The 21407-nt window shown below is 54.7% G+C and carries 18 protein-coding genes; 4 read left to right on the plus strand and 14 right to left on the minus strand.

Annotation, left to right across the window (positions count from 1 at the left end; genetic code table 11):
- The first annotated feature begins 18 nt into the window (after positions 1–18).
- Positions 19–1212 (plus strand): knotted carbamoyltransferase YgeW, encoded by a 1194-nt coding sequence (ygeW, locus tag GAP13_RS01230; protein ID WP_158905353.1) that lies wholly within the window; start codon positions 19–21, stop codon positions 1210–1212.
- Positions 1213–1448: 236 nt separating this feature from the next.
- Positions 1449–1769, plus strand: coding sequence for a nitrous oxide-stimulated promoter family protein (locus GAP13_RS01235; RefSeq protein WP_241864258.1), 321 nt, complete (start codon positions 1449–1451; stop codon positions 1767–1769).
- Positions 1770–1836: 67 nt separating this feature from the next.
- Here the strand turns inward: GAP13_RS01235 and GAP13_RS01240 are convergent, their stop codons facing one another.
- The 14 genes from GAP13_RS01240 to GAP13_RS01305 all read right to left on the minus strand — a co-directional run bounded on the left by GAP13_RS01240 (position 1837) and on the right by GAP13_RS01305 (position 19099).
- On the minus strand, positions 1837–2763 hold the full coding sequence (locus tag GAP13_RS01240; protein ID WP_158905357.1) for a cation diffusion facilitator family transporter: 927 nt from the start codon (positions 2761–2763) through the stop codon (positions 1837–1839).
- A 271-nt stretch (positions 2764–3034) separates the two neighbouring features.
- Positions 3035–3865, minus strand: a complete 831-nt coding sequence (locus GAP13_RS01245; protein ID WP_158905359.1) for an ABC transporter ATP-binding protein — start codon at positions 3863–3865, stop codon at positions 3035–3037.
- Positions 3862–5007: a FecCD family ABC transporter permease gene (locus tag GAP13_RS01250; RefSeq protein ID WP_158905361.1), complete on the minus strand. Its 1146-nt coding sequence runs from the start codon at positions 5005–5007 to the stop codon at positions 3862–3864. Before GAP13_RS01250 ends, GAP13_RS01245 begins: the two co-directional genes overlap by 4 nt.
- On the minus strand, positions 4994–6010 hold the full coding sequence (locus tag GAP13_RS01255; protein ID WP_158905363.1) for an ABC transporter substrate-binding protein: 1017 nt from the start codon (positions 6008–6010) through the stop codon (positions 4994–4996). Before GAP13_RS01255 ends, GAP13_RS01250 begins: the two co-directional genes overlap by 14 nt.
- A 90-nt stretch (positions 6011–6100) precedes the next feature.
- Positions 6101–8131 (minus strand): ABC transporter ATP-binding protein, encoded by a 2031-nt coding sequence (locus tag GAP13_RS01260; RefSeq protein WP_158905365.1) that lies wholly within the window; start codon positions 8129–8131, stop codon positions 6101–6103.
- A complete protein-coding gene (locus tag GAP13_RS01265; protein WP_158905367.1) occupies positions 8128–9900 on the minus strand; it encodes an ABC transporter ATP-binding protein in 1773 nt (590 codons plus the stop codon). The genes GAP13_RS01260 and GAP13_RS01265 overlap by 4 nt, the downstream gene beginning before the upstream one ends.
- Positions 9901–10120: 220 nt before the next feature.
- Entirely contained in the window at positions 10121–11935 is a 1815-nt protein-coding gene (locus GAP13_RS01270) for an L-fucose isomerase (protein WP_241864259.1), read from the minus strand.
- A gap of 28 nt (positions 11936–11963) precedes the next feature.
- Positions 11964–12971, minus strand: a complete 1008-nt coding sequence (locus GAP13_RS01275; RefSeq protein ID WP_158905369.1) for a LacI family DNA-binding transcriptional regulator — start codon at positions 12969–12971, stop codon at positions 11964–11966.
- Positions 12971–13906: an AEC family transporter gene (locus tag GAP13_RS01280; protein WP_158905371.1), complete on the minus strand. Its 936-nt coding sequence runs from the start codon at positions 13904–13906 to the stop codon at positions 12971–12973. Before GAP13_RS01280 ends, GAP13_RS01275 begins: the two co-directional genes overlap by 1 nt.
- 37 nt (positions 13907–13943) lie before the next feature.
- Complete coding sequence (gene fucU, locus GAP13_RS01285) at positions 13944–14381, minus strand: L-fucose mutarotase (RefSeq protein WP_158905373.1); 438 nt, start codon at positions 14379–14381, stop codon at positions 13944–13946.
- Positions 14375–15367, minus strand: coding sequence for a carbohydrate kinase family protein (locus tag GAP13_RS01290; RefSeq protein WP_158905375.1), 993 nt, complete (start codon positions 15365–15367; stop codon positions 14375–14377). Before GAP13_RS01290 ends, fucU begins: the two co-directional genes overlap by 7 nt.
- A 133-nt stretch (positions 15368–15500) precedes the next feature.
- Positions 15501–16439: an ABC transporter substrate-binding protein gene (locus tag GAP13_RS01295; protein ID WP_158905377.1), complete on the minus strand. Its 939-nt coding sequence runs from the start codon at positions 16437–16439 to the stop codon at positions 15501–15503.
- Between the two features lie 97 nt (positions 16440–16536).
- Positions 16537–17550 carry an ABC transporter permease gene (locus GAP13_RS01300; RefSeq protein ID WP_158905379.1) on the minus strand — a complete coding sequence of 338 codons (1014 nt, stop codon included), beginning with the start codon at positions 17548–17550 and terminating at the stop codon, positions 16537–16539.
- Between the two features lie 31 nt (positions 17551–17581).
- Positions 17582–19099: a sugar ABC transporter ATP-binding protein gene (locus GAP13_RS01305; RefSeq protein ID WP_222126115.1), complete on the minus strand. Its 1518-nt coding sequence runs from the start codon at positions 19097–19099 to the stop codon at positions 17582–17584.
- A 216-nt stretch (positions 19100–19315) separates the two neighbouring features.
- On the opposite strand from GAP13_RS01305, the gene GAP13_RS01310 reads away from it, so the two are divergent.
- Both GAP13_RS01310 and GAP13_RS01315 read left to right on the plus strand, forming a co-directional pair.
- Positions 19316–20071 carry a DeoR/GlpR family DNA-binding transcription regulator gene (locus tag GAP13_RS01310; protein ID WP_158905383.1) on the plus strand — a complete coding sequence of 252 codons (756 nt, stop codon included), beginning with the start codon at positions 19316–19318 and terminating at the stop codon, positions 20069–20071.
- A 16-nt stretch (positions 20072–20087) separates the two neighbouring features.
- A complete protein-coding gene (locus tag GAP13_RS01315; protein ID WP_158905385.1) occupies positions 20088–21407 on the plus strand; it encodes a dihydrolipoamide acetyltransferase family protein in 1320 nt (439 codons plus the stop codon).

The raw sequence follows: 21407 nt of genomic DNA on the forward strand, positions 1-21407 counted from the left end.
TCTTCTTTGGAGGACCTTATGGACAAGATCCACTCCATGATCGAACAGCTGCGCGCCAAAAAGATCGACATGGCAGGCAAGGATTTCCTGCTCACCTGGGAAAAGAGTTCCGACGAGATCGAGGCGACCTTCCTCGTGGCGGACATTCTGCGAGCCATGCGCGAGCAGAATATAAGCCCGCGCGTGTTCGACTCCGGCATCGCCGTGTCAAACTTCCGCGACAACTCGACCCGCACCCGCTTCTCTTTTGCCTCTGCGTGCGACCTACTTGGCCTCTACGTGCAGGACCTCGACGAAGGCAAGAGCCAGATCGCGCACGGCGAGACCGTCCGCGAAACTGCGAACATGATCAGCTTCCTCACCGAGGCGATTGGCATTCGCGACGACATGTACCTCGGCGAAGGCGACCGCTACCAGCGCGAAGTCGGGAAAGCCCTCGATGAGGGCGTCAAGGCCGGCGTTCTGCCCTCCCGCCCGACCGTGGTCAACCTGCAGAGCGACATCGACCACCCGACCCAGTCGATGGCCGATTTCCTCCACCTAGCCCACTATTTCGGCGGCCTCGACAAGCTCAAGGGCAAGAAGATCGTCATGAGCTGGGCTTACAGCCCCTCGTACGGCAAGCCGCTCTCGGTGCCCCAGGGCGTCATCGGCCTCGCAAGCCGTTTCGGCATGGACATCGTGCTTGCCCACCCGAAAGGCTACGACCTCATCCCCGACGTCGTCGAGCTCTCGAAGAAGCAGGCGCAGGCCTCCGGTGGCTCATTCACCTATACCGACTCAATGGACGAAGCCTTCAAGGATGCCGATATCGTCTACCCGAAGAGCTGGGCTCCCTACGATGTCATGCTCCGCCGTGTCCCCCTCCTCCATGCCGGCGACAAGGATGGTCTTAAGGCGCTCGAAAAAGAGGCGCTCGCGAATAACGCCAAATTCCAGGACTGGGAGTGCACCGAAGAGAAGATGAAGCTCACCAAGGACGGCAAGGCGCTCTATATGCATTGCCTCCCCGCCGATATAACCGACGTCTCCTGCAAGGCAGGCGAAGTTGCCGCCAGCGTGTTCGACCGCTACCGCGACGACACCTACCGCGAAGCAAGCTACAAGCCATACATCATCGCGGCCATGATCCTGCTCGGCAAGTTCCGGAACCCCGCCTCTATGCTCGAGAGCCTCACGGCGCGCGGAAAGCAGAGGGTATACGGCATCTGAATTCCTGCGCAGATGTGATGAAAAAATGGGCTCCGGTCGCGATGACCGAGCCCCTTTTTTTGCAGGTTGTTTGCGTTATGGCGCCCCTGTATGCCGCGACTTGAGCACGAAGCACACTTTACCTTTACTGGATGTCGAAGCCCTGCTATGGCTTTGAACACGCTCTTTCCGTCTGTCATTTTCAAGTACCCTCTTGCCGACGGCTACTTTCGAGCTTCCTGTTGAAGGAGATTTTTTTGAACCACAATCGAACACCAAGTCGCCTGGCTCGAGAAAAAGCGACACTGCAGGCAATGATTGAAATATATTGCCGAGCACATCATGGCTCTATTCACCATGGTTATTGTCAGCAATTGCTCGACTATGCGCTCGATCGCCTCGTTCATTGCAGATTTGGCAAACACAAACCGACATGTGCCAAATGCCCGGTGCACTGCTACAAGCCTGAAATGCGCGAACAGATACGCACGGTAATGCGATATGCTGGCCCGCGCATGATCTGGCGCCATCCATGGCTTACCATTATGCACTTACTCGACAGCAATCGGCGCACGTAATATGAAGAGTCTCTTTCAGTAGAGCCCTTGATAGAGAACAAGAAAAGCCATCTATCAGCGCATGCCGCTATTCCGAAATGCCGGCATCGGACGCTGTCAACCCGTATCGTTCTTTTTCCACATTGCCATTCGGCTCGATATGAACGATGACATCATAGATTTCGGGCATGGCATCCTTGATGGCCGCTTCGACTGCAAGCGCAATGTCATGTCCTTGTGCCACAGTCATGTGGGGATCAACCTCAATATCCAGATCAGCTACGAGCATTGAGCCTATTCGGCGAAGGCGGACGCGATGGGGGTTGCCCGCAGCCGGCACAGACGAAATAGCATTGAACAGATCAAGATACGGTCCGCGATCTGCAGTGCCATCCATAAGTTCGGTGTTGGCTTCTAGAAATATGCCGATCGCATTCTTGATAATCCATAGCGCCACTAATATGGCCAGAATCTTGTCCAGCACAGGAATGCCCGTCAGAAATGCCAGACCAAGGCCGACAAGCACTGCTACTGATGTGACAACGTCCCCGCGCATGTTCTTGCCATTCGCGATGAGCATATTCGACCCAGCTTTCTTGCCGAAATGGAACTGGCTATAGGAGAGCGCAAGCTTTCCTGTAATTGAAAAAACAGTAACCCAGAGTGCTATCGGTGCTGGCATGACAGCCCGCTCGCCGCTGAGAATCGCTTTGATGGCGCTGACAAGTACCTGACTGCCGGCAAAAAACACAACAAACGCGATGACTGCTGAAGCAACGGTCTCAGCCCGCCCATGACCATAGGGGTGTTCCTTGTCGCCAGGCTTTGCGCTTATGCGCGCAGCGAAGAGCGTCATGAGTGCGATGAGCACATCAGTGCTTGAATCGATGCCATCCGACAAAACCGAAAGGCTCCCTGAAATGAAGCCGACAAGCACTTTTGTGACTGCAAGGATGAAATTGCCCACGAGCGCAATCCAGCTTGCGAGTCTGATTGTTCTGATCCTTTCTTGCATACAATATGTACCTCTCGAAGACGCAGAACACTGACTGTATCAATATTGCCCTGTGGTGCGCAAGTGCTGCAGCTCCAGAACTGCATCATGCGTGTGCTGCAGCGTACAAAAATAGCAGTGCCTTAGTATCCATGCTTCGAAGATTTCGGCGATGGGAGCTTGGTAATGGACAATGCCGCGACCGGCTATTTCAACATGAACTACCTCACCCCCGATGGGCTGGATGTCTGGTGCGACGGGCGATTTTCACAGCTGAAAAGCACTTTCAGCCTTAAAACACGCTCGGCATTTCCCGCATCGAGAAGGTGATGCCGAAGGCGCGCGCGAGCATTTCGGCATCGCGCAGACCTGATGATTCACCTTCCCATTGCACTCTGCCTTGTGCAAGAATGAGCGCCCGCCCGCCCAAAAATATGCCAAGGCCGATATCGTGCGTCGTGTAGATAATGGTCTTTCCAACCGTAGCCAAGCCTGCAAGCGCATCGGCTATCTGCCGTGCGTGGGCCGGATCGAGCATGCTCACCGGTTCGTCTAGGACAAGAATCGAAGCGCCCTGTGCGAGGCATCGCGCGATGCGGACAAGCTGAAACTCACCGCCCGACAGCTCGCCGATATTCCGCTCCTCGAAACTTGCCATTCCAAGGGAGTCAAGCGCGTCCCGAGCTGCTTTTTCATCCTCTGTCCCCGGCAGAGCAAGCGCCTCCATATGCGGCGTCCGGCCCATGAGCACAAAATCGAGCACTCTGTAGTTGAATGGCAATTTTTCGAGCTGGGGCAAAAAGGCAATGCGCCATGCCCGTTCGCGCGCTGAATAATCGGAAAGGGGGTGGCCTTCGAGCACTACCTGCCCGCGCAGTGGCGCTAGCTTCCCGGTAAGAATCGAGAGCAAGGTAGTCTTGCCTGCGCCGTTCGGGCCCAGAATTGCGAGGGTCTGACCCCGCGCAATCTCAAGCGAAATGCTATCGAGCACTTGGCGCTCCGCGCTCCAGCCAAACGAAAGCTCGCTCGCCTGCAAAATGGGGGTAGCTTGATCCTCTGTCCCCGTTGCAGTACCCGTTGCACTATCAGCAATGCCCCCTATGGGCTGCAGTTTGGTTTTCATCGCGCCAGCTCCACCTTGCGCATTGTAAGGAGTATTGCAAAGCTGAGCGCCCCAAACAGCGATGTCACGATGCCGAGCGGAATCTCGCCCGAAAAAAGCGAGCGCGCCAGCGTATCAGACACAAGCACGAAAATCGCTCCCCCGAGCATCGAACGCGGCAACACCGAACGTCCGTCGGGTCCATCGATTGCCCGCACAATCTGCGGAACCACAAGGCCGACCCACCCCACCACCCCGCACACCGCAGTCATCACGCCCACCCCCGCGGCCGCCGCTACACTCACAATCTTCCGCTCCACTCCCGGCCTTATGCCGAGCGAATGCGAAACCGTATCATCGAGCGAAAGCAAATTCACCCGCCAGCGCATTGCATAGAGCACCGCGAGCGCTGCGAGCGCAATTGGCGCAGAAGATTCAAGCCGTTTCCAGCCCATCGGCACCATCGACCCCATCGTCCAGAACACAATGTCAGGAAGCTGACTTAAGGGGTCTGCCACATACTTCATCATCGCAAGGAGTGAGGAAAAAAACGCCGAAACCGCAAGCCCCGCCAGAATGAGCCGCAATATCTGCCCGCCATACCTAAATCGCTCGGCAAGCCAGAGGGACAGAGCCAGCGCAAGCACCGCCATCCCGAAGGCGAGTACCGCAATCAGCGAATACGCACGCAGGCCTAGCACGAGCGCCACTGCTGCACCAAAAGCCGCTCCCTGCGAGACCCCCAAAAAGCCCGCGTCGACAAGGGGATTGCCGAACACCGCCTGGAGCGAAGCTCCCGCGCCCCCGAGCACAAGCCCGAGCAATACTGCTCCCAGCATCCGGGGCAGACGGGAATTGAGCACAATCTGCCGCGCCAAGGGGTCTGACACCAGCGCCGCAGGGTTCAAAAATCCCGGTTTCGGGTAGCGCCCTATAAACAGCGCCAGTGCGAACACAATGAGGAGGAGGCCTACAAGAAGAGCGCTTAAATGTCGGTGCGCCCATGCGCTTCGCGCGGTGCCTCCCGAGCGCAGCGCCCAGTCGCTCCGTGTGGCGCCTTTCGCGAGCTGAGCTTGTCCGGAGCGCTGCGCGCCTTCTGACTCCTTTGTGCCTTCCGAGCCCTGCGCGCCTTTCGGCTCTTTTTCCACCTTAGAACTGCTCACCTAGGTCGCCTGCAATCTTTGGCTGGATAATCGTGCGGAACATGGCATCATCAAAGCCATACATGAAACTGAAGAATTCCCTGGTCGTCCGGGCGACCGAAATGTCAGCAAACAGCTCCGGGTGCACGCGCTTTGCAAGCCAGGTGAACCCGAGAATCCAGCGTGTATCAGGCTGATCCCAGGAATAAAAATCAAGCGGAAAGCCGTACACTGATCCATTGCGCACGGCTTTGAGCGCACTGAGTCTCAGATCCTTTTTGAATGCTTCAGCAGCGCCGCTCGAGTTCCCCGAATAACTGATAATGAAAACAAAATCAGGGTTCCATGCGGCGATCTGCTCGATGGAGACCGTTGCCCAGCCAGAGCCAGGGTTCGCGCCTTTCCACACTGCCTGTCCGCCTGCCCGCTCTGCCATAATTGTTTGTATCCAGGAATCAGGTGGCACCTGCCAGACTGATTCACCCGAGACGGCGAGCTGCATGATGAGCACCTTCGGGCGCTTCGCTGGTTCGATTTTCGAAGTCCGCGACACAATGCTGGCTTCATGCGAAGCAAACCAGCTCACCACCTCCGAGGCACGCTTTTCATTGCCGAGCACTTTGCCCAGCGTGGCAATGTCCTCGTAATACTGTTCAGGCGTCTCGAGGTTGAGGTAGAGCTGCGGGATTCCGAGCGCATCGAGCGGCGCTTTGAGCTGATTCTTCATCATCGATTTGAGAATCACGAGGTCGGGCTTGAAGGATGCGTAGACTTCAGCGCCTGCGCTCTTGTCAAACCTCTCCTTGCTCTTGAAATCGGGGTCGATTGCCGACATGAAAATGCCTAAGCCCTGATCCGAACTCGCAAATGCCACCACGCGGGAGCTTGTTTTCGGGAATAGATATACTGCATCTGCGAGCATTGGAACTGCCCGCCCGCCTAGTACGATGCGCTGCTGCGCAAAAGCGCCAAAAGCGGCCACCAGAAATAATGCTGTCAGGAGAAATAATTTGTATCGCTTCATAGATCTGCATTGTACGCGAGGCACGATGCATGGTCAAGAAAAGGCAGCTCCACCAGAAGTCAGCCCGCTTGCACTGAGCCCCCCTGCCTTTCATGCCCCCGGCATCTGCACATGCTCAGCCACAAACTCGCGGTAACCGGCATTTTCCGCCATGAGTTCAGCATGCGTGCCAAAACCGGCAATGCGGCCGTTTTTCAAAAACAGCACGCGGTCCACATACTGAATGCTCGACAGCCGGTGCGACACGGCTATGACGGCGGCCCGGGTGAATTCAGGCATTTCAGCTAGCGATTTCCATAGGGCTTCTTCGTTGTTTGTATCGAGCGAAGCCGTCATATCATCGAGCAGTAACAGCGAAGGATAACCGGCGAGTGCCCTCGCAATGGCGATGCGCTGTTTCTGCCCGCCTGAGACGCTGGTACCGCGCTGGCCGAGCCTGGTCTCGAGCCCTTCTGGGAAAGCGGCGAGCTCGTCAGAAAGCCTTGACACTTCGAGGATGCGCTCCATTTCCAGTTGAGAGAGGGTCTGACCCTCTTTCAGCCCCAACAGGATATTCTCCCGGATAGTGCCAGAAAACAAAAGCGGATCCTGCGGCACATAACCAACAAGCCCTCGCCGTTCCAGCGGCCCAAGCTCGCGTACCGGTCTGCCATTGAGAAGCACGCGTCCTGAGCGCGGTTCCAAAAGACCGAGCGCTGTTTTGATGAGCGTCGTTTTGCCAGAGCCCACTGGCCCGATGACGAGGATTTTGTCGCCAGCGCGTACTTCCACGCCGATTTCCGCAATAGCTGGCTTGTGCTTTCGCTCGTAATACACGGTTGCTTTCTCAAAGCGAAGGGATTGAAGCCGCGTTAGCCAGGCGGCTGGTGAGACAGGCAGCGGGGCGGGCTTTGAAGCATGCTGCGAAGGCGGATTTTGGGCCCCCTCCATTTCGGTTTCCGCCAGCGTGGACTTTTGCTGCAGCGAGCCTTCTGGCACAGCCCCCTCAGCCGCGGCGCTTTCAGTCGCGTAGCGGCGCATCTCCTCGAGCCTGTCGATATTCACAAAGGCGCGCTTGCCGAACACAAAAAGTTGCGGAATATCGAGCACAGGATATATGAGCATATTGAGGTAATTATAGAAGGCATAAAAAGTTCCTATGGAAATAGTGCGCCTCGTGACCATGAGCCCGCCGACGAACACGAGCGCAACCTGTGCCACATAGTCGATGTACTGGTAGATGAGCTGCAAAATGGTCTCGAGCTTGATGACGCCCATTTCGGTTTCGAAGCGGCGCGCGAGCGCATCATCGAAAAAGCGCGTGTATTTCTCTTCGCTCGCGAATGCCTTTATAACCTTCACGCCCGAAAAGCTCATTTCGAGCTGGTTGTTGATAGCCGATATTGCCTGCTCGTTTTTATTTACCCTGTCGTAAATTGCAGACTGGGTCCGGGTGAACACAAGGAGCATGATCGGCAAGGACGCAAGCGAAGCGAGCGCAAGCCGCCAGTCAAGGCTGAGCATCGCCGCAATACAAAACGTCACCTTGCTCGCCGATTCGACTGCGCGGAAAATGCCTGAGCACAGAAACCACGACAGCTTCGGAAAATCTGAAATATCTGAAGTGAGCCGCGTGATGACGTCGCCGGACCGGAAATAGCTGAAAAACCGGATATCCTTCTGCATCACTTCGCCGAAGTATCTTTTTCGGACAATATAATCGAACACCATGTTGAGCGCGCCGCGGATGCCGGGGAAAGTCCCCGCCACAAAACCTGCCAGCCCGATCGCCACAAAGTACAACGCGATGCGCTTTACCTGCGCCATGGCTGCGTCCTTGTTCATATGCGTGTCGATTGCCCGCTCGAGCAGATCAAACAGCTGCTTCGTCAACAATGGGAAAGCGACCGCGACCGCGCTCGAAAGCAGGGTCAGAAAGAGAAGTAGCCAGATGAGCCCCTGCTTTTCGCGCCAGACTTCGCGGATCCAGCGGATATGGGAAAGGGGCCCGGATTTGGCTGTGCTCGGGCTCGCTGCCGTATTGGAGCGATTTGCACGCGCCTTTTTCGCTTTTGTCGCGCTGCCTTGGAGCCCTTTGCCCGCAGCCTGGCCGCGCCCTTGTGTGCGCTTCGAAGCGTTCATGCTCGCCCTCCCTTCCCGGCAGGGAACTGCTGATCCACAAGCTGGCGGTATTCCAGCAGGTTCTCGTACAGGCTTTCGTGCGAGCCCTGCGCGATAAGCCTGCCCTCTCTCAGGAAGAAAATCGTATTGGCTTTGAGGATCGAAGAAAGCCGGTGGGCAACGACAACCATGGTGCGGCCTTTGCGCAACACTTCCATGCTTTCTTTGATGCGTTTTTCGGTAGCCATATCGACATTGCTCGTCGCTTCGTCGAGCAGGATGAGCTCCGGATTCATCGTAAGCGCCCGCGCAAAGGAGATAAGTTGGCGCTCGCCCGAGGAAAGATTCCCGCCACGTTCCCACAGGTTTGTCGAAAGCCCTTCAGAAAGGGAATCGATCGCTTCATTCGCATGAACCATTGAAATCGCGGACCATACGGTTTTCTCGTCTATCTCGTCGTGATAGAGCCTTGTATTCTCCAGCACAGAGCCAGGAAAAAGATAGGCTTCCTGCAATACAAGCCCGATTTTTTTCCGCCATGCGACAATATCGATTTCGTCGAGCGGCGTGCCATCGATACGTATGCAGCCTTTTTGGGGATGCATGAAGCCGCAGATAAGGCCTATCGTCGTCGATTTGCCGGAGCCGCTTGCGCCGACGATAGCCGCAAAACTCCCCTTCGGTATTGTAAACGTGAGATCGCGCAGTACCCAGTCCTCATCATTATAGGCAAACCATACATGATCGAACCGTATTTCGTGCTGGAGCGAAGGCGCCTTTCCCGTTCCGCGATTCGGCTCTTCTTCTGTAGCCATAAGCTTGCGGATTCGCGAAAGCGAAGTACGCGCCTGCTGCATGCTCCTGAGGCTCTCCGCTATTTCCGCGATAGGCCGCAGAAGCCTCGCTCCATATTCAACAAATAGAAGAATCATGCCAAGCGTCATCGTGCCAGCAAGTACCTTCGGTGCGTAGAGCAAGAGCAGCGCCACTATGAACAATGGCCCGATAAGCGCATTCAGCGCCGACATCATGGAATATTCTATGAGCGAAATACGAACATCGAGTGCTACCTTCTGTTTGGCTGCCGCATCGAGCTGCGCTTCGGCCCACCCCGTTCTGCCATACGCTTTGAGCACTTCGATACCCTGCACAAATTCCGCAACCTTCGCTGCAATGCCCGCATAGAGGGAGCGCGCTTTTTCGTACATAGGGAAAATCTTCGAGAAAAAGACAATCATGACCGCGAGCAGCGTTACCGAAACACCGAACATAATGAGGGCCAGCTTCGGCACAAGCGCAAATGTCACCGCAAAAATTCCCAGCATTGTCAGTACATTCACGATCAGATTCGCCCCCAGGTTCGAGAACATATCGCGCACGCGCTCGGTGTCAGTTTCCGTGCGTGACATGAGCTCGCCTACCGGATGGCTGTCGAAAAACGAAGCCGGCAACTTCAGCAGGTGCGAAAAAATATCCTGTTTGATGAGTGTTACGATTGAAAGCCCGAGGCGCGCGAGCAACATCATTCCCACATAGCTCAGCGCCCCTGTCACCGACACAATGGCCACAAAGGCGAACGCGTAGCCAAGCAAAAGGCTTGTATCTTCTTTCGGGACCGCAACATCGATGATTTGCTTCAGAATATAGGGGCCCGCGAGCTGCCCCATTGCGATAAGGATCATCACGCCGATTCCCGGCAGGGCAAGCATTCTGTACCGCGAGAGATAGCTAAGAATTGTGCGCAGATAGTCATTTTTTGCTGGTTGATTGGTCATAAGTTGATTGGCCATAAAAGGTTAATAGTCCAAGTTTTTCTGTATAATTCTTCGCATAACGTCGATAGAATGTCCTAAAATGCCAAACCGAAATATTGTAGCGCGCTTTTCTGCATTCTGGCAAGGCTATTTCGGTCAGTGTGCAGGTCGATTCCTTCCATAAAAAAGCCCCCTGGCAAGCCGCAAAGGCTCAGGCCAAAGGGGGCTGCAATCAGAATCTCCTACACCAATACTTCTATCTATACAATGGCCCCAGCGCTGCACACGCCCGGTAGTCCGCTCCCTCTGGATCCATGCCAAAAGCATTCCAGTAACTCGGCCTGAAAATCTTTTCCTGCGGGATGTTATGCATGGCGACAGGGATTCGCAGAGCAGCCGCAAGGCTGATAAGATCCGCACCGATATGGCCGAAGGAAATCGCGCCGTGGTTTGCGCCCCACGATGCCATCACTGAATAGACATCCTTGAATGGCCCAGTTCCTGTAAGGCGAGGAACGAACCATGTTGTCGGCCACGTCGGATCGGTGCGCAGATCGAGGGTATCGTGGACTTCCTGCGGGAGCGTCGCGGTATAGCCTTCGGCGATCTGGATCATGGGGCCGAGACCTTTTACCAGGTTGATGCGCGTCATGGTTACGGGCATGCCGCCTTCGGTCAGGAAGTCGGAAGAATAGCCGCCGCCACGGAAGTAGCCAAGGTTTGCATATCGCCATTGTGTCGCATCGAGGCATGCTTTCGCTTCATTCGCTTCGACCTGCCACCAGGGCTTGATCGCTGGCTTTCCGTCAAGGCGCTGGCAGCCTGTTCCATCGAGGCATGTCGCACCTGAATTGATGAGGTGAATAAAGCCATGCTCGGCGAGCCCCGTCGGCTTCCAGCCGGTCACGCGCTGGACAGCTTCGGGGCTCCAATAGGTGCGCACATCAGAGAATATCTGGGCGCTGCCCGTCAAAAGATGGCCGAACAGCATAGAAACGCCATTGAGCGAGTCGTTTTCGGTCGCGACGAGGTAGGGCTGGCGGATGCCGTTCCAGTCGAAGCTCGAGTTGAGAATCGTCTCGAGAAAGTCGCCGTTGGGGAAATGGTCGGTCCACTGTCGCTGCCCTTGGAAGCCCGCAAGGATGGCATTATGTCCAAGCGCTTCTTCGCCCAAACCTTTGCGGCGCAGATCCGGGTTGCCAACCATAAGGTCGCGCACGATCATCGCCATTTTGACGCTCATTTCCCAGACCCTGTCTTTTCGCGCCCGCGAATGCTGTTTTTCGGGCGGATTGTTGTCAGGGCCTTCCTTGCAGTAGGTCTTCACCCATTCCATGGCACGGCGGAACTCGGCCTCTGAGTAAATCTTTTCCTCGATGCGCCTTGTGATTTCGCTCATATCGACATATTCGTTGCGCATGCCGAGGTATTCGCGGAAAAAGTCCGGATTGACGATGGAGCCTGCGATACCCATGGATACCGAGCCAACTGACAGATAGCTCTTCCCGCGCATCCATGCAGCAGCAAGCCCAGCTTTTGCAAATCTGAGAATTTTCTCAGCTACATCCGCCGGGATCTTGTCGGTATCGGTGAGGTCTTGCACATCATGCCCATAGATGCCGAAGGCGGGCAGTCCCATCTGCGAATGCGCCGCAAGCACTGCAGCAAGGTACACCGCGCCAGGTCGGTCGGTGCCATTGAAGCCCCATACCGCTTTGATAGTAAGGGGGTCGGTATCCATCGTCTCCGAGCCATAACACCAGCACGGCGTAACAGTGAGAGTAACGGCTACACCTTCACGCGCGAATTTTTCGGCGCAGGCGGCTGCTTCCGCGACGCCGCCAATCGTTGTGTCCGCAATCACGCACTCGACTTTTTCGCCTGTGGGATGACGCAAGTTCTCTGAAATGAGCTTTGCGGCTGCCTTTGCCATGCCCATAGTCACTGCTTCGAGTGACTCCCGGACACCGCCAAGACGCCCGTCAATTGTCGGGCGAATGCCGATTTTCGGCGCACTGCCTTTGAGCCTGTTTCGAGCTTGCTGCATCTCGAAATCCTTATTCTCAGCCATACATTCCTCCCAAAAACCGCGGGTGCATTCAGCGCACGAGCGGATGTTGTATCAGTCTCGTCCTGAATCGCAGAATTTGCGGTTCAGGCGGTCCTTTCCCTTCTATTCTGTCGATAATAAGGTTTGCCGCAGCCTTTCCCATTTCAGCTATTGGCTGCTGCACCGCATACCTGCAATAGCGCAGCAAAGGCGAGTACGGCATTTCGTCGAATGCAGCAAAAGTAATATGCTGGGCGCGCTCTCCCCCTTCTGTAACGAGGTAGCTGGTCGCTCCTAAATGCGCAAAAAGATTCACAATGAACCAGGTGTCCGGCGAATCCGGGTCTTTTATGATTTCTTCCATGGTCCTATAGCCAAAAGGAAGCGTTGGGTGCCCGAACCGCACATATTTCTGCTCTATTTCAAGACCAGCTTCTTCCATTGCCCGGCAATAGCCTGCAAACCGCTCCTTTGCAGTGGTAACCTCGGGCTTTCCTCCCAAGAATCCAATGCGTCGGTGCCCTTCTCCGATGAGCGCGCACACCGCCTCATATGCGCCGCCTTCGTTGTCGACCAGCACCTGGTCCGATTCGAATCCTTCGAGCGCGCGATCAACGAATACAATAGGTATGTGCAGAGCTGAAACCTGCGAAAGATACGCGCTGGAGCTCCCGACGGGAATCAGCACAATCCCGTCAACAAGGCGTTCAGCAAGATGGCGGATACGCTTGGCCTCTTCTTCTTCTGAATCCCTCGATGTGCTGACAACGAGAGAATATCCATGTAGGGTCAACTCCCGATTCATGCTTTCCGCAATAAACATGAAAAAATCGCCCGCCAGGTCAGGGGCAAGTACGCCGATGGTATGGGTCCGGCTCGTTTTCAGGCTGCGAGCGACAACATTGAGCTTGTAGCCCAGCGACTCCATGGCTTCCAGCACAACCTGTTTTGTCTCGTATCGCACGCGCGGATCATTGTTCAGCACCCGCGAGACGGTTGCAGTCGACACATTCGCTCTCTGCGCGACATTCCGGATCGTGACAGTCTCGCGCGCCATCACGCAACTCCTGCAATGGCCAGCACTGCGATAAAGGCAACCGACACAATAGTGGATAACGTCAGGACACTGCTGACAAAATTCGCCTTGCCTTTATGATATACAGGAATGACAAAGGGAGGCGGCAATACAAAGAGCACAATAGCTGCCCGCGAATGCCATTCCGAAAACCCCAGTGCCGGCACAATCAGGTATGCAAATACCAGCCCCAAACCAAGCCCCAGCACCGCGCGAAATGCCACAACGCGCAGAAGATCTCTGTCGAACACAATCCCCGCACTCAACGAAGAACCAATAACCAGACACACGAGAGGCGTAGTAAGCCCTCCTACTGTATCGAACACCGCGCCGGCAAATCCGCTGCGAACCGCAAGCATGTCCGCAAAACCTGGCATCAGGAGTGAAAGAACAATACCGCCCCCGATCGCCCACAGCACTTTGGATTTCGCAATATCTCTCCAGGGAAAGATAGCATGCTGGCTCGCGCCCTTTTCTCCGCCCGATCGCATACTCATCTGTACCATGAGAACAGTGAATACATAGATCACCTGCCCCATATCGAGCGCTGCAAAAGCAGGCAGTCTTTCGGCTGTATGAAAGCCTGCAAACAGCGCATATCCGAGCATACCCGCTTCGAAGCCTTGGAATAAAAGCCGCGTCTCTGGTCTGGGCAAACGGGCGATCCCAGCGAGGAGCGCTCCGGCAAGCCCCATGATCGCGCACGAAGCGAAAACCCCAAGCGCCAGGATTACGTTCCTGCCATCAGGAGTAAGCCGCAAAAAGGCCCTCAGCAGCAAAAGAGGCAGCGTCAGGTTCGTTATAATTTTCTTAAGGCCATCGATCGCCCGTTCTCCGAGCCATCCTCGCTTTGCAAGCATATACCCCGCTGTCATGAGGATTGCAATCGAAAAGAGCGAACCACCAGCCTGTTCCATATCGGCTTATTGTCCTTTTTTTGTGCGCCGGAAAACGTCAGTCAGACACAGGCGGCACGCCTTTTTTGAGAATTATGTTGGCGTACTTTACCGTTTCGCCAGTCATGACAACAGCAAAGGCTTTCTTTGTCCTTTCATAGAATGCAAAACGCTCGAGGCGCGCAATGGGCGGCGTATCTGGCCAGTAGCGGTCGATTACTTCGCGATAGCGGCGCTCGACTTCCGAATCGAGTACATCACCCACAGAAGGCTGCATCATAATGACCGGGGCTTCCACATAGGAGTCAAGGTTGATGAGTCTCAAAATGCCATCGAGCAAGTCTGGAATGCGAATCCCGTCGGCCCGTATGACGCGCGCATTCAGCGCATCGCCACCAAAAAACGCATCAGCAAGGACTATCTCGTCGCCATGCCCCATACGATACAGCACCGAGAGCAATTCTGCTGAAATACAAGGCTTAATACCGATTAACATATGCGCTCCTTTGCATTGAATTGCGGAACTATTCCGGGAGCAATAAGAACCGCTTCCGGATCGAATACTGCAAGCTCATGCAGCGTTGGCGGTTCAGCACCGCGCTTGGTGCAATCGAGTGCTGCAACCGATGTTGCAAGCCTGAGAGCTGCGCTAAGATTTTGTTCGCTCAGCGAAGCTAGATCTTTGCGATCTCGCACTTTCAGCCAGCCAAGAGCGGCGAGCAAACCCGCATGGAAGCTGTCGCCAGCACCAATAGTATCCACAACCGCTACTTTGGCTGCTGGCAATTCGATGCGCACATGTTTGGTCAAAGCGAGCGAGCCATGTTCGCCCCTCGTCAACGCCACAAGCTCCGGCCCCAATCCCAGCACTTTATTCGCCGCCTCATTGGCAGGACATTCGTACAGCCACTCGAGATCGGAATCGCTCGCTTTTACAATCGCGCTTCGCTGGCATATCCATTCAAAGCGCGCACGATATTCCGATTTTGAAGAAATAAGATTGGGTCTGACATTCGGATCGAAGCTTATAAGTTTCCGCTCGTGCTCCCGCTCGATCAATGCAAGAATCGTCGAGCACGAAGGCTCCTGTACGAGCGAGATTGAGCCGACAAGCAGAAAAACAGCGCTGTCCGGCAGCTTTGCGGGAATATCCGATGGCAGAAAAAAGCGGTCGGCCGCATCTGCGGAATAAAACGCATATTTTGCATTGCCGGCTTGATCACGCTCGACAAAAGCAAGCGTTACCGCTTGATCGCTGCGCGCGAGCAGAGAGACATCCACGCCTGAATCCACCAGCTTGGAGACAATCGTATCGCCCAGAAAATCGCGGGATGTTTTTCCCAAAAACCATGTCGGCGCACCAAGGCGCGCTGCTGCAATCGCACTGTTATACGGACAGCCGCCCGGGCACGCCTCGAACAGTTTCGAGCCATGTTCAGCCGGTACCATGTCGATCAAGCTTTCGCCGCATGCAACTATCATCCTCGCTCCCTTCTGGCTCATCTATTCAGACGCGCCTATTAATAGCTCCTCATGCCTGCACGCAAGTACACGCCATTCCGAAAGAGAGCGGGCAAAGCGCCCGCTCTCACTGATTTACCGCTCTTTTGCTGAATTACTGGTAGAGTACCGCCTTGATCTTCGGGTCATCGATATTGGTCTTGTCATACCAATAGAAGCCGGTATCGATGAATTTCGGGAATTTCTCGCCCTTGAGAGCTTTGACTGCATATTCGACGGTCTTGTAACCGATGCCGACCGGGTTCTGGGTGATGGCACCTGCCATCTCGCCTGAGCGGATTGCCGCAATCTGCTGGGCGCCCGAATCGTATCCGATGACGACGATCTTGCCGATCTTGCCCATTTCCTTCACACCATTGAGCACGCCGATGGCAGAGCCTTCGTTCGCCCCAAAGAATCCTTTGAGGTTCGGGTGCGCCTGGATGATAGCCTTGGCAAGGTCGGTCGACTTGAGGTGGTCGCCGGCGCCATACTGCACGCTGACTATGGTGATCTTGGGATATTTCGATTTGATGCGGTTCACAAAGCCATCCCTGCGGTCGATGCCGGTGCGGCTTGTCTGATCGTGCACAATGACTGCTACTTCACCGGCGCCGCCGATGAGTTCAGCCATTTTGTCTGCTGCATACGCTGCTGCGGCAACGTTGTCTGTCGCGCAGGTAGTGAGCGGAATATCGCTGTCGACGCCTGAGTCGAATGCGATAACAGGAATACTCGCTGCCTTGGCTTGCTGCAGATATGGTATCGCTGCCTTGCTGTCCAGAGCCGCAAAACCTAGGGCATTCGGTTTTTTGGCGAGCGCTGCGGCGAGCATATCGATCTGCTTATCGACCATCGCCTCGGATTCGGGGCCTTCAAATGTGATATTCACATTGAAGTCTTTTGCGGCCTTAAGAGCTCCCTCTTTGACCGCCTGCCAGAACTGGTGCTGGAATCCTTTCGAGATGAGAGGAATGTAGTAGGTCTGGGCAGCAAGCGAAGCAGCCGCGACCAGCATCAGTGCAAGTGCGAGAATAACCGTGCGTTTCTTCATGGCGTTTCTCCTCCTTATACTTTCCGCTTCCGTACGGAAGCGGGATTTCCCGTATGTATTGCGCATGCCCCGTGAAGGAGCTACACGCGCATAGCAATTACCGCCGCTTGCGGAGCATATCCACGTACACCGCAAAGATGATGATGATGCCCGTTGTCACTATCTGCCATTCCTGCGGTACCGACAGAATTCTAAGGCCATTCGTCAACGTGCTCATAATGAATGCACCGATGATTGTGCCAAGAATGGTGCCTTCGCCGCCTGACAGCGATGTGCCGCCGATAACCGCCGCTGCGATTGCGTCAAGCTCATAGCCCTGCCCCAGCGCCGGCTGGGCTGAATTGAGCCGCGACGCAATCAGAATGCCGGCGATACCGCATATCAAGCCATTCACCGCATAGACCGCGATTTTCCAGCGATCGGTATTGATACCGGATAGGCGCACCGCTTCCTCATTCGAACCGATTGCAAAAGTATAGCGGCCGAAAATAGTGCTGTTGAGAACGAAGCTGGCAAGGATTGCAAGCCCAAAGAGGATTATGACCGCATTGGGAATCTGGAAATCCTTCATGAACGGAAAGAGCGAGCCCATCGATATTTTTGCAAAGGATGGAGCATTGGTGAAATAAATCGGTTTCGATTTCGCAATGATGAGGGAAAGCCCCTTGGTGAGCATGCTCATGCCGAGCGTTGCAATAAAAGGCGGCAATTTGAATTTCGCTATCATGACGCCGGAAGCCAGCCCGCAGATTGTTCCGACAAACAGTGCCATGAGAACGCCCAATATAACGGGCAGATTCCACACAGCTACCGTCTGTGCGGCCATCACAGCGGTAAATGTCATCATGGTGCCGACTGACAGATCGATGCCGCCCGTGATGATGACGAAGGTTACGCCAATGGCCAGCACGCCGTTGACCGCTGTTGCCAGCATGATCGCAATAAGGTTATACGGCTGGAAAAAGTTCGGAGAGAGCAAGGAAAATGCGATAATGAGAAGCACGAGGCTCGAAAAGGCCAGGATTTTCTGACGCGCTGCAGCGCCCTTGGTTCCTGCCGTGATTTTTGCAATTGAAGCAATAGCAGGAGTGCCGTTCGATTTGTCCGCCATGGTTGTTCCTTCCCTTCAACTCAAACTGGAATTATGCAGTCTTTACCATTGTTTCTCGCTGCGTTGCGAGTTTCATTATCTCTTCTTCCGTAGCGCGTGCGCCATCGAGCTCGCCTGTAATGCGGCCTTCGCACATGACAATAATCCTGTCGCTCATCCGCAAAATTTCAGGCAACTCGGATGAAATCATGACCACCGCCTTGCCCAGCGAAGCAAGCTTGTTGAGCAGCAAATATATTTCCTGCTTCGCTCCGACATCGATTCCGCGCGTAGGTTCGTCAAAAAACAGCACATCGCAGTTTTTGACAAGCCATTTTGCGACAACAACTTTCTGCTGGTTGCCGCCTGACAGAAATTTGACCTTCTGCATCAAGCTCGGCGTTTTGATCGAGAGTGTTTCCACCTGTTTTTCCGCTGCCGCCTGCATCTTCTTCGGCCTTAACACCCCCATCGCATTCATAAAGGTAGGCAAATCAGTCATGCAGATATTGTCGAGCACGTCCATTCCAACAGCGAGTCCATAGCGTTTTCTGTCCTCAGAAAGATAGCCGATTCCATGGCGCACCGCATCGCGCGGATGGCGGATTACCACCTTCTTTCCTTTGACTATGATCTCTCCTGAATCAATAGGATCAGCACCGAATACTGCCCGCGCAGTTTCTGTGCGCCCTGCGCCCATAAGCCCCGCAAAACCGAGAATTTCGCCTTTCCGGACATTGAAACTTACATTTCGCACCAAGCGCCCGCGATTCAGGTTGCGTACCTCAAGAACAACCTCGCCAAGCTTGCCTTCGGGGATGCGCCGCGCAGTCTCGTCGATTTTTCTGCCAACCATCAAAGGAATGATCTGATCGAGATTTGTCTCCGAAGCACGGAAGGTGCCCATGTACTGGCCGTCTCGCAGCACAGTAATCCGGTCCGAGATGCGGAACAGCTCATCCATCCTATGAGAAATGTAAATGATGCCAACACCCTGGGAACGCAAATGCCGAATGATATCAAACAGCTCTTCCACTTCTGTCTCGTTGAGCGCCGCGGTGGGCTCGTCCATGATGAGCACACGCGCATTGAATGACAGCGCTTTTACAATTTCAACCATCTGCTGCTTGGCGATTGTGAGCTCTCCTACCTTTACTCGGGGATCGAAATCCATGCGGAGCGTCTCAAAAAGCTTTCTGGCTTGCGCATTCAGTGCTTTTTCGTCGAGCACAAAGCCGCCGGGCTTGCGAGGCTCTCGCCCGATATAGATATTCTGCGCGGCAGTGAGATGGTTCATGAGGTTGAGTTCTTGGTGGATGATGGAAATGCCGAGTTTTTGCGCTGCGCGCGGATTATGGATCTCAGCAGGCTTGCCGTTGATGAGAATTTCACCTGTATCGCGCTGGTAGACTCCTGAGAGAATCTTCATAAGCGTCGATTTTCCGGCGCCGTTTTCTCCCACAAGCGTATGCACTTCACCAGGGTAGAGGTCGAATTGCACATCCTTCAGCGCTTGCACGCCAGGGAAGGCCTTGCTCAGGTTCCTGACGACGATAATAGGTTCCGCCACTGCTCTCGCCTCGCTTTCATGTATACGTTTACATTCGACTGATATATTTTCAATGCAGTTCCGGATTCTGTCAATAGCAAAAATGCAAACGATTACATGAATTTTAAAAGAACATATCTTGCATAATCGTATGCACAATGGTATATTGTTAAAAAGCATTCCGAAGCTGTTTCGAAGGAGATTAGAAAGCTTCAGAAAAGCTTTTCGGAGGGGGCCATGCTGTACGATCTCAGTGATCGCGAAAGAGCTATCCTAGAGCTGCTTGCAGATCGCAGTTACCTTTCAGTATCCGAGTTTTCCAGCATTCTCGGCGTATCGGAAGTCACAATACGGGGAGACCTCTCCGCTCTTGAAGAGAAAGGATATCTCCTGCGCTCACGTGGAGGAGCTATCCCTGCCATACACCGCAATATAATCGAACGCCAGAAGCTGCACGTTGCAGAAAAGCAGAAAATCGCGAGGAAAGCAGCCGAGCTCGTTCATGACGGCGACAGAATCATGATCGAGGCAGGGACTACGACAGCGCTCATCACCCGGTACCTCGTGGGGAAACAGGATGTGCAGATTGTGACGAATTCGATGCTTGCCTTTTCGTATGCGCGGGTAAATCCCCAGATCAATCTCATCCTTACCGGCGGATCCTTCCGGCGCGAAACGGAATCCCTTGTGGGACCTGTCGCAGTGCAAAGCCTTGGCAGTTTCAATGCTCGACTCGCATTCGTAGGCACGGACGGATTTTCCCTCGCAAGAGGCATGACAACACAGCTCACAGAAGGCGCTGAAATTGTGCGCGCGATGAGCAAGCGGGCGGAAATCACGTGGCTTATCGCTGATTCATCGAAATTCGACAAAATAGGATTTGTGAGCGTGCTGCCGCTTCAGGCAGTACATGGAATCATCACTGATGCAGGCTTGTCACAAGAAGCGGTGCAGGCGCTCCAGGCCGAAGGTCTCGAAATCCTGCTCGCATAAATTAAAGGAAGGAAAAATGGCTACGACGATCATTATGCCGAAGCTCGGCAATACAGTAGAATCGAGTGTGATTCTGTCATGGAAAGTCAAACCGGGGGATGCTGTCAAAGCGGACACAGTGCTCTGCGAAATTGAAACCGACAAGGCGACTATGGATGTACCCGCAGGGCTCGAAGGCACGGTGCTCGCGCTTCTGCACAAAGAAGGCGACGATGTGCCCGTGCTCGAGCCGATTGCGGTCATCGGCGCTCCGGGTGAGCCAATAGGTGAACCAATGCCAGAAAAGAAAAGTTCCGAATCAGAGCCCGCCGCCCAGACAGCCCGGCCTGCTCAGCCTTCTTTGGCTGATCATTCTGCCTCGACCGCGGAGCCTGCTGCAGCCGAAAAGCATGCAAGCCCGCGCGCCCGGCAGGCCATGTTCCAGCTTGGTGTCGATATCGAAGCAATTCCACTAGGGAGTGGTCCGCAAGGAAGGATTATCGAGCGCGATGTGATTGCGGCGTCGTTTGCCGAGCCAAAAGCCGCCGATGGCATAGCCAGCCAGACAACTCAGGCGGCGGCCCAGGAGGCGCAACCTGCAACCGCAGCGCAGCCTGCGGCGCAGCCCGCACCTGCAGGCCAATCCCCAACGCAGCCCGCCCAGGAATATGAGACCATCTCTCTTATCGGCATCCGCAAGCGCATCGCAAACCGTATGCGCGAATCCATCCAAACCACGGCTCAGTACACCGAACACAGTTCTGCCGATGCAGAGCGCCTCCTTGCCCTTCGCGCGCGGCTCAAAGCACAAAAAAATCCCGAGCTTTCGGGCATAACCATAGGCGACCTTGTGCTCGCTGCGGTGATCAAAGTTCTGCCAGAGTTCCCGGAATTCAATGCGCATCTTGAAGAAGGGACACTCAAACTCTACAAGCCGATTCATCTTGGAGTCGCGGTGGATACGCCAAAGGGCCTTATGGTACCGGTGGTCCGCAATGCACAAGCGCTCTCTCTCAGCGCGCTTTCCAAAGAAGTAAAGCGTCTTGCCCAAGCTTGCCAGAACGGGACCATCGACCCCGACTCGCTTTCAGGCTCAACCTTCACCGTGACCAACCTCGGCGCCTATGGCATCGAGCAATTTGCGCCCGTTATCAATGCGCCGGAGACAGCGATTCTCGGGGTGTGCGCAATCCGTCCTGCGCTCATCCAGAAAGAAAAAGGCATCGAAACCCGCATGCGCATCGGGCTGTCACTCACCGCGGATCATCAAGTGATCGATGGCGCGTACGCCGCGCGATTCCTTGCAAGGCTGGCCGAGGTCATCACTGACATTGATTTTCTATTTATGTCATTTTAG

The sequence above is a fragment of the Rectinema subterraneum genome (assembly GCA_009768935.1).
GTDB lineage: Bacteria > Spirochaetota > Spirochaetia > Treponematales > Rectinemataceae > Rectinema > Rectinema subterraneum.

Bases quoted from the DNA above. Each gene is read 5' to 3' on its own strand.
- ygeW (WP_158905353.1), top strand. From the start codon at position 19: ATGGACAAGATCCACTCCATGATCGAACAGCTGCGCGCCAAAAAGATC.
- GAP13_RS01240 (WP_158905357.1), bottom strand. From the start codon at position 2,763: ATGCAAGAAAGGATCAGAACAATCAGACTCGCAAGCTGGATTGCGCTC.
- GAP13_RS01245 (WP_158905359.1), bottom strand. From the start codon at position 3,865: ATGAAAACCAAACTGCAGCCCATAGGGGGCATTGCTGATAGTGCAACG.
- GAP13_RS01255 (WP_158905363.1), bottom strand. From the start codon at position 6,010: ATGAAGCGATACAAATTATTTCTCCTGACAGCATTATTTCTGGTGGCC.
- GAP13_RS01260 (WP_158905365.1), bottom strand. From the start codon at position 8,131: ATGAACGCTTCGAAGCGCACACAAGGGCGCGGCCAGGCTGCGGGCAAA.
- GAP13_RS01265 (WP_158905367.1), bottom strand. From the start codon at position 9,900: ATGGCCAATCAACTTATGACCAATCAACCAGCAAAAAATGACTATCTG.
- GAP13_RS01270 (WP_241864259.1), bottom strand. From the start codon at position 11,935: ATGGCTGAGAATAAGGATTTCGAGATGCAGCAAGCTCGAAACAGGCTC.
- GAP13_RS01275 (WP_158905369.1), bottom strand. From the start codon at position 12,971: ATGGCGCGCGAGACTGTCACGATCCGGAATGTCGCGCAGAGAGCGAAT.
- GAP13_RS01280 (WP_158905371.1), bottom strand. From the start codon at position 13,906: ATGGAACAGGCTGGTGGTTCGCTCTTTTCGATTGCAATCCTCATGACA.
- fucU (WP_158905373.1), bottom strand. From the start codon at position 14,381: ATGTTAATCGGTATTAAGCCTTGTATTTCAGCAGAATTGCTCTCGGTG.
- GAP13_RS01290 (WP_158905375.1), bottom strand. From the start codon at position 15,367: ATGATAGTTGCATGCGGCGAAAGCTTGATCGACATGGTACCGGCTGAA.
- GAP13_RS01295 (WP_158905377.1), bottom strand. From the start codon at position 16,439: ATGAAGAAACGCACGGTTATTCTCGCACTTGCACTGATGCTGGTCGCG.
- GAP13_RS01300 (WP_158905379.1), bottom strand. From the start codon at position 17,550: ATGGCGGACAAATCGAACGGCACTCCTGCTATTGCTTCAATTGCAAAA.
- GAP13_RS01310 (WP_158905383.1), top strand. From the start codon at position 19,316: ATGCTGTACGATCTCAGTGATCGCGAAAGAGCTATCCTAGAGCTGCTT.
- GAP13_RS01315 (WP_158905385.1), top strand. From the start codon at position 20,088: ATGGCTACGACGATCATTATGCCGAAGCTCGGCAATACAGTAGAATCG.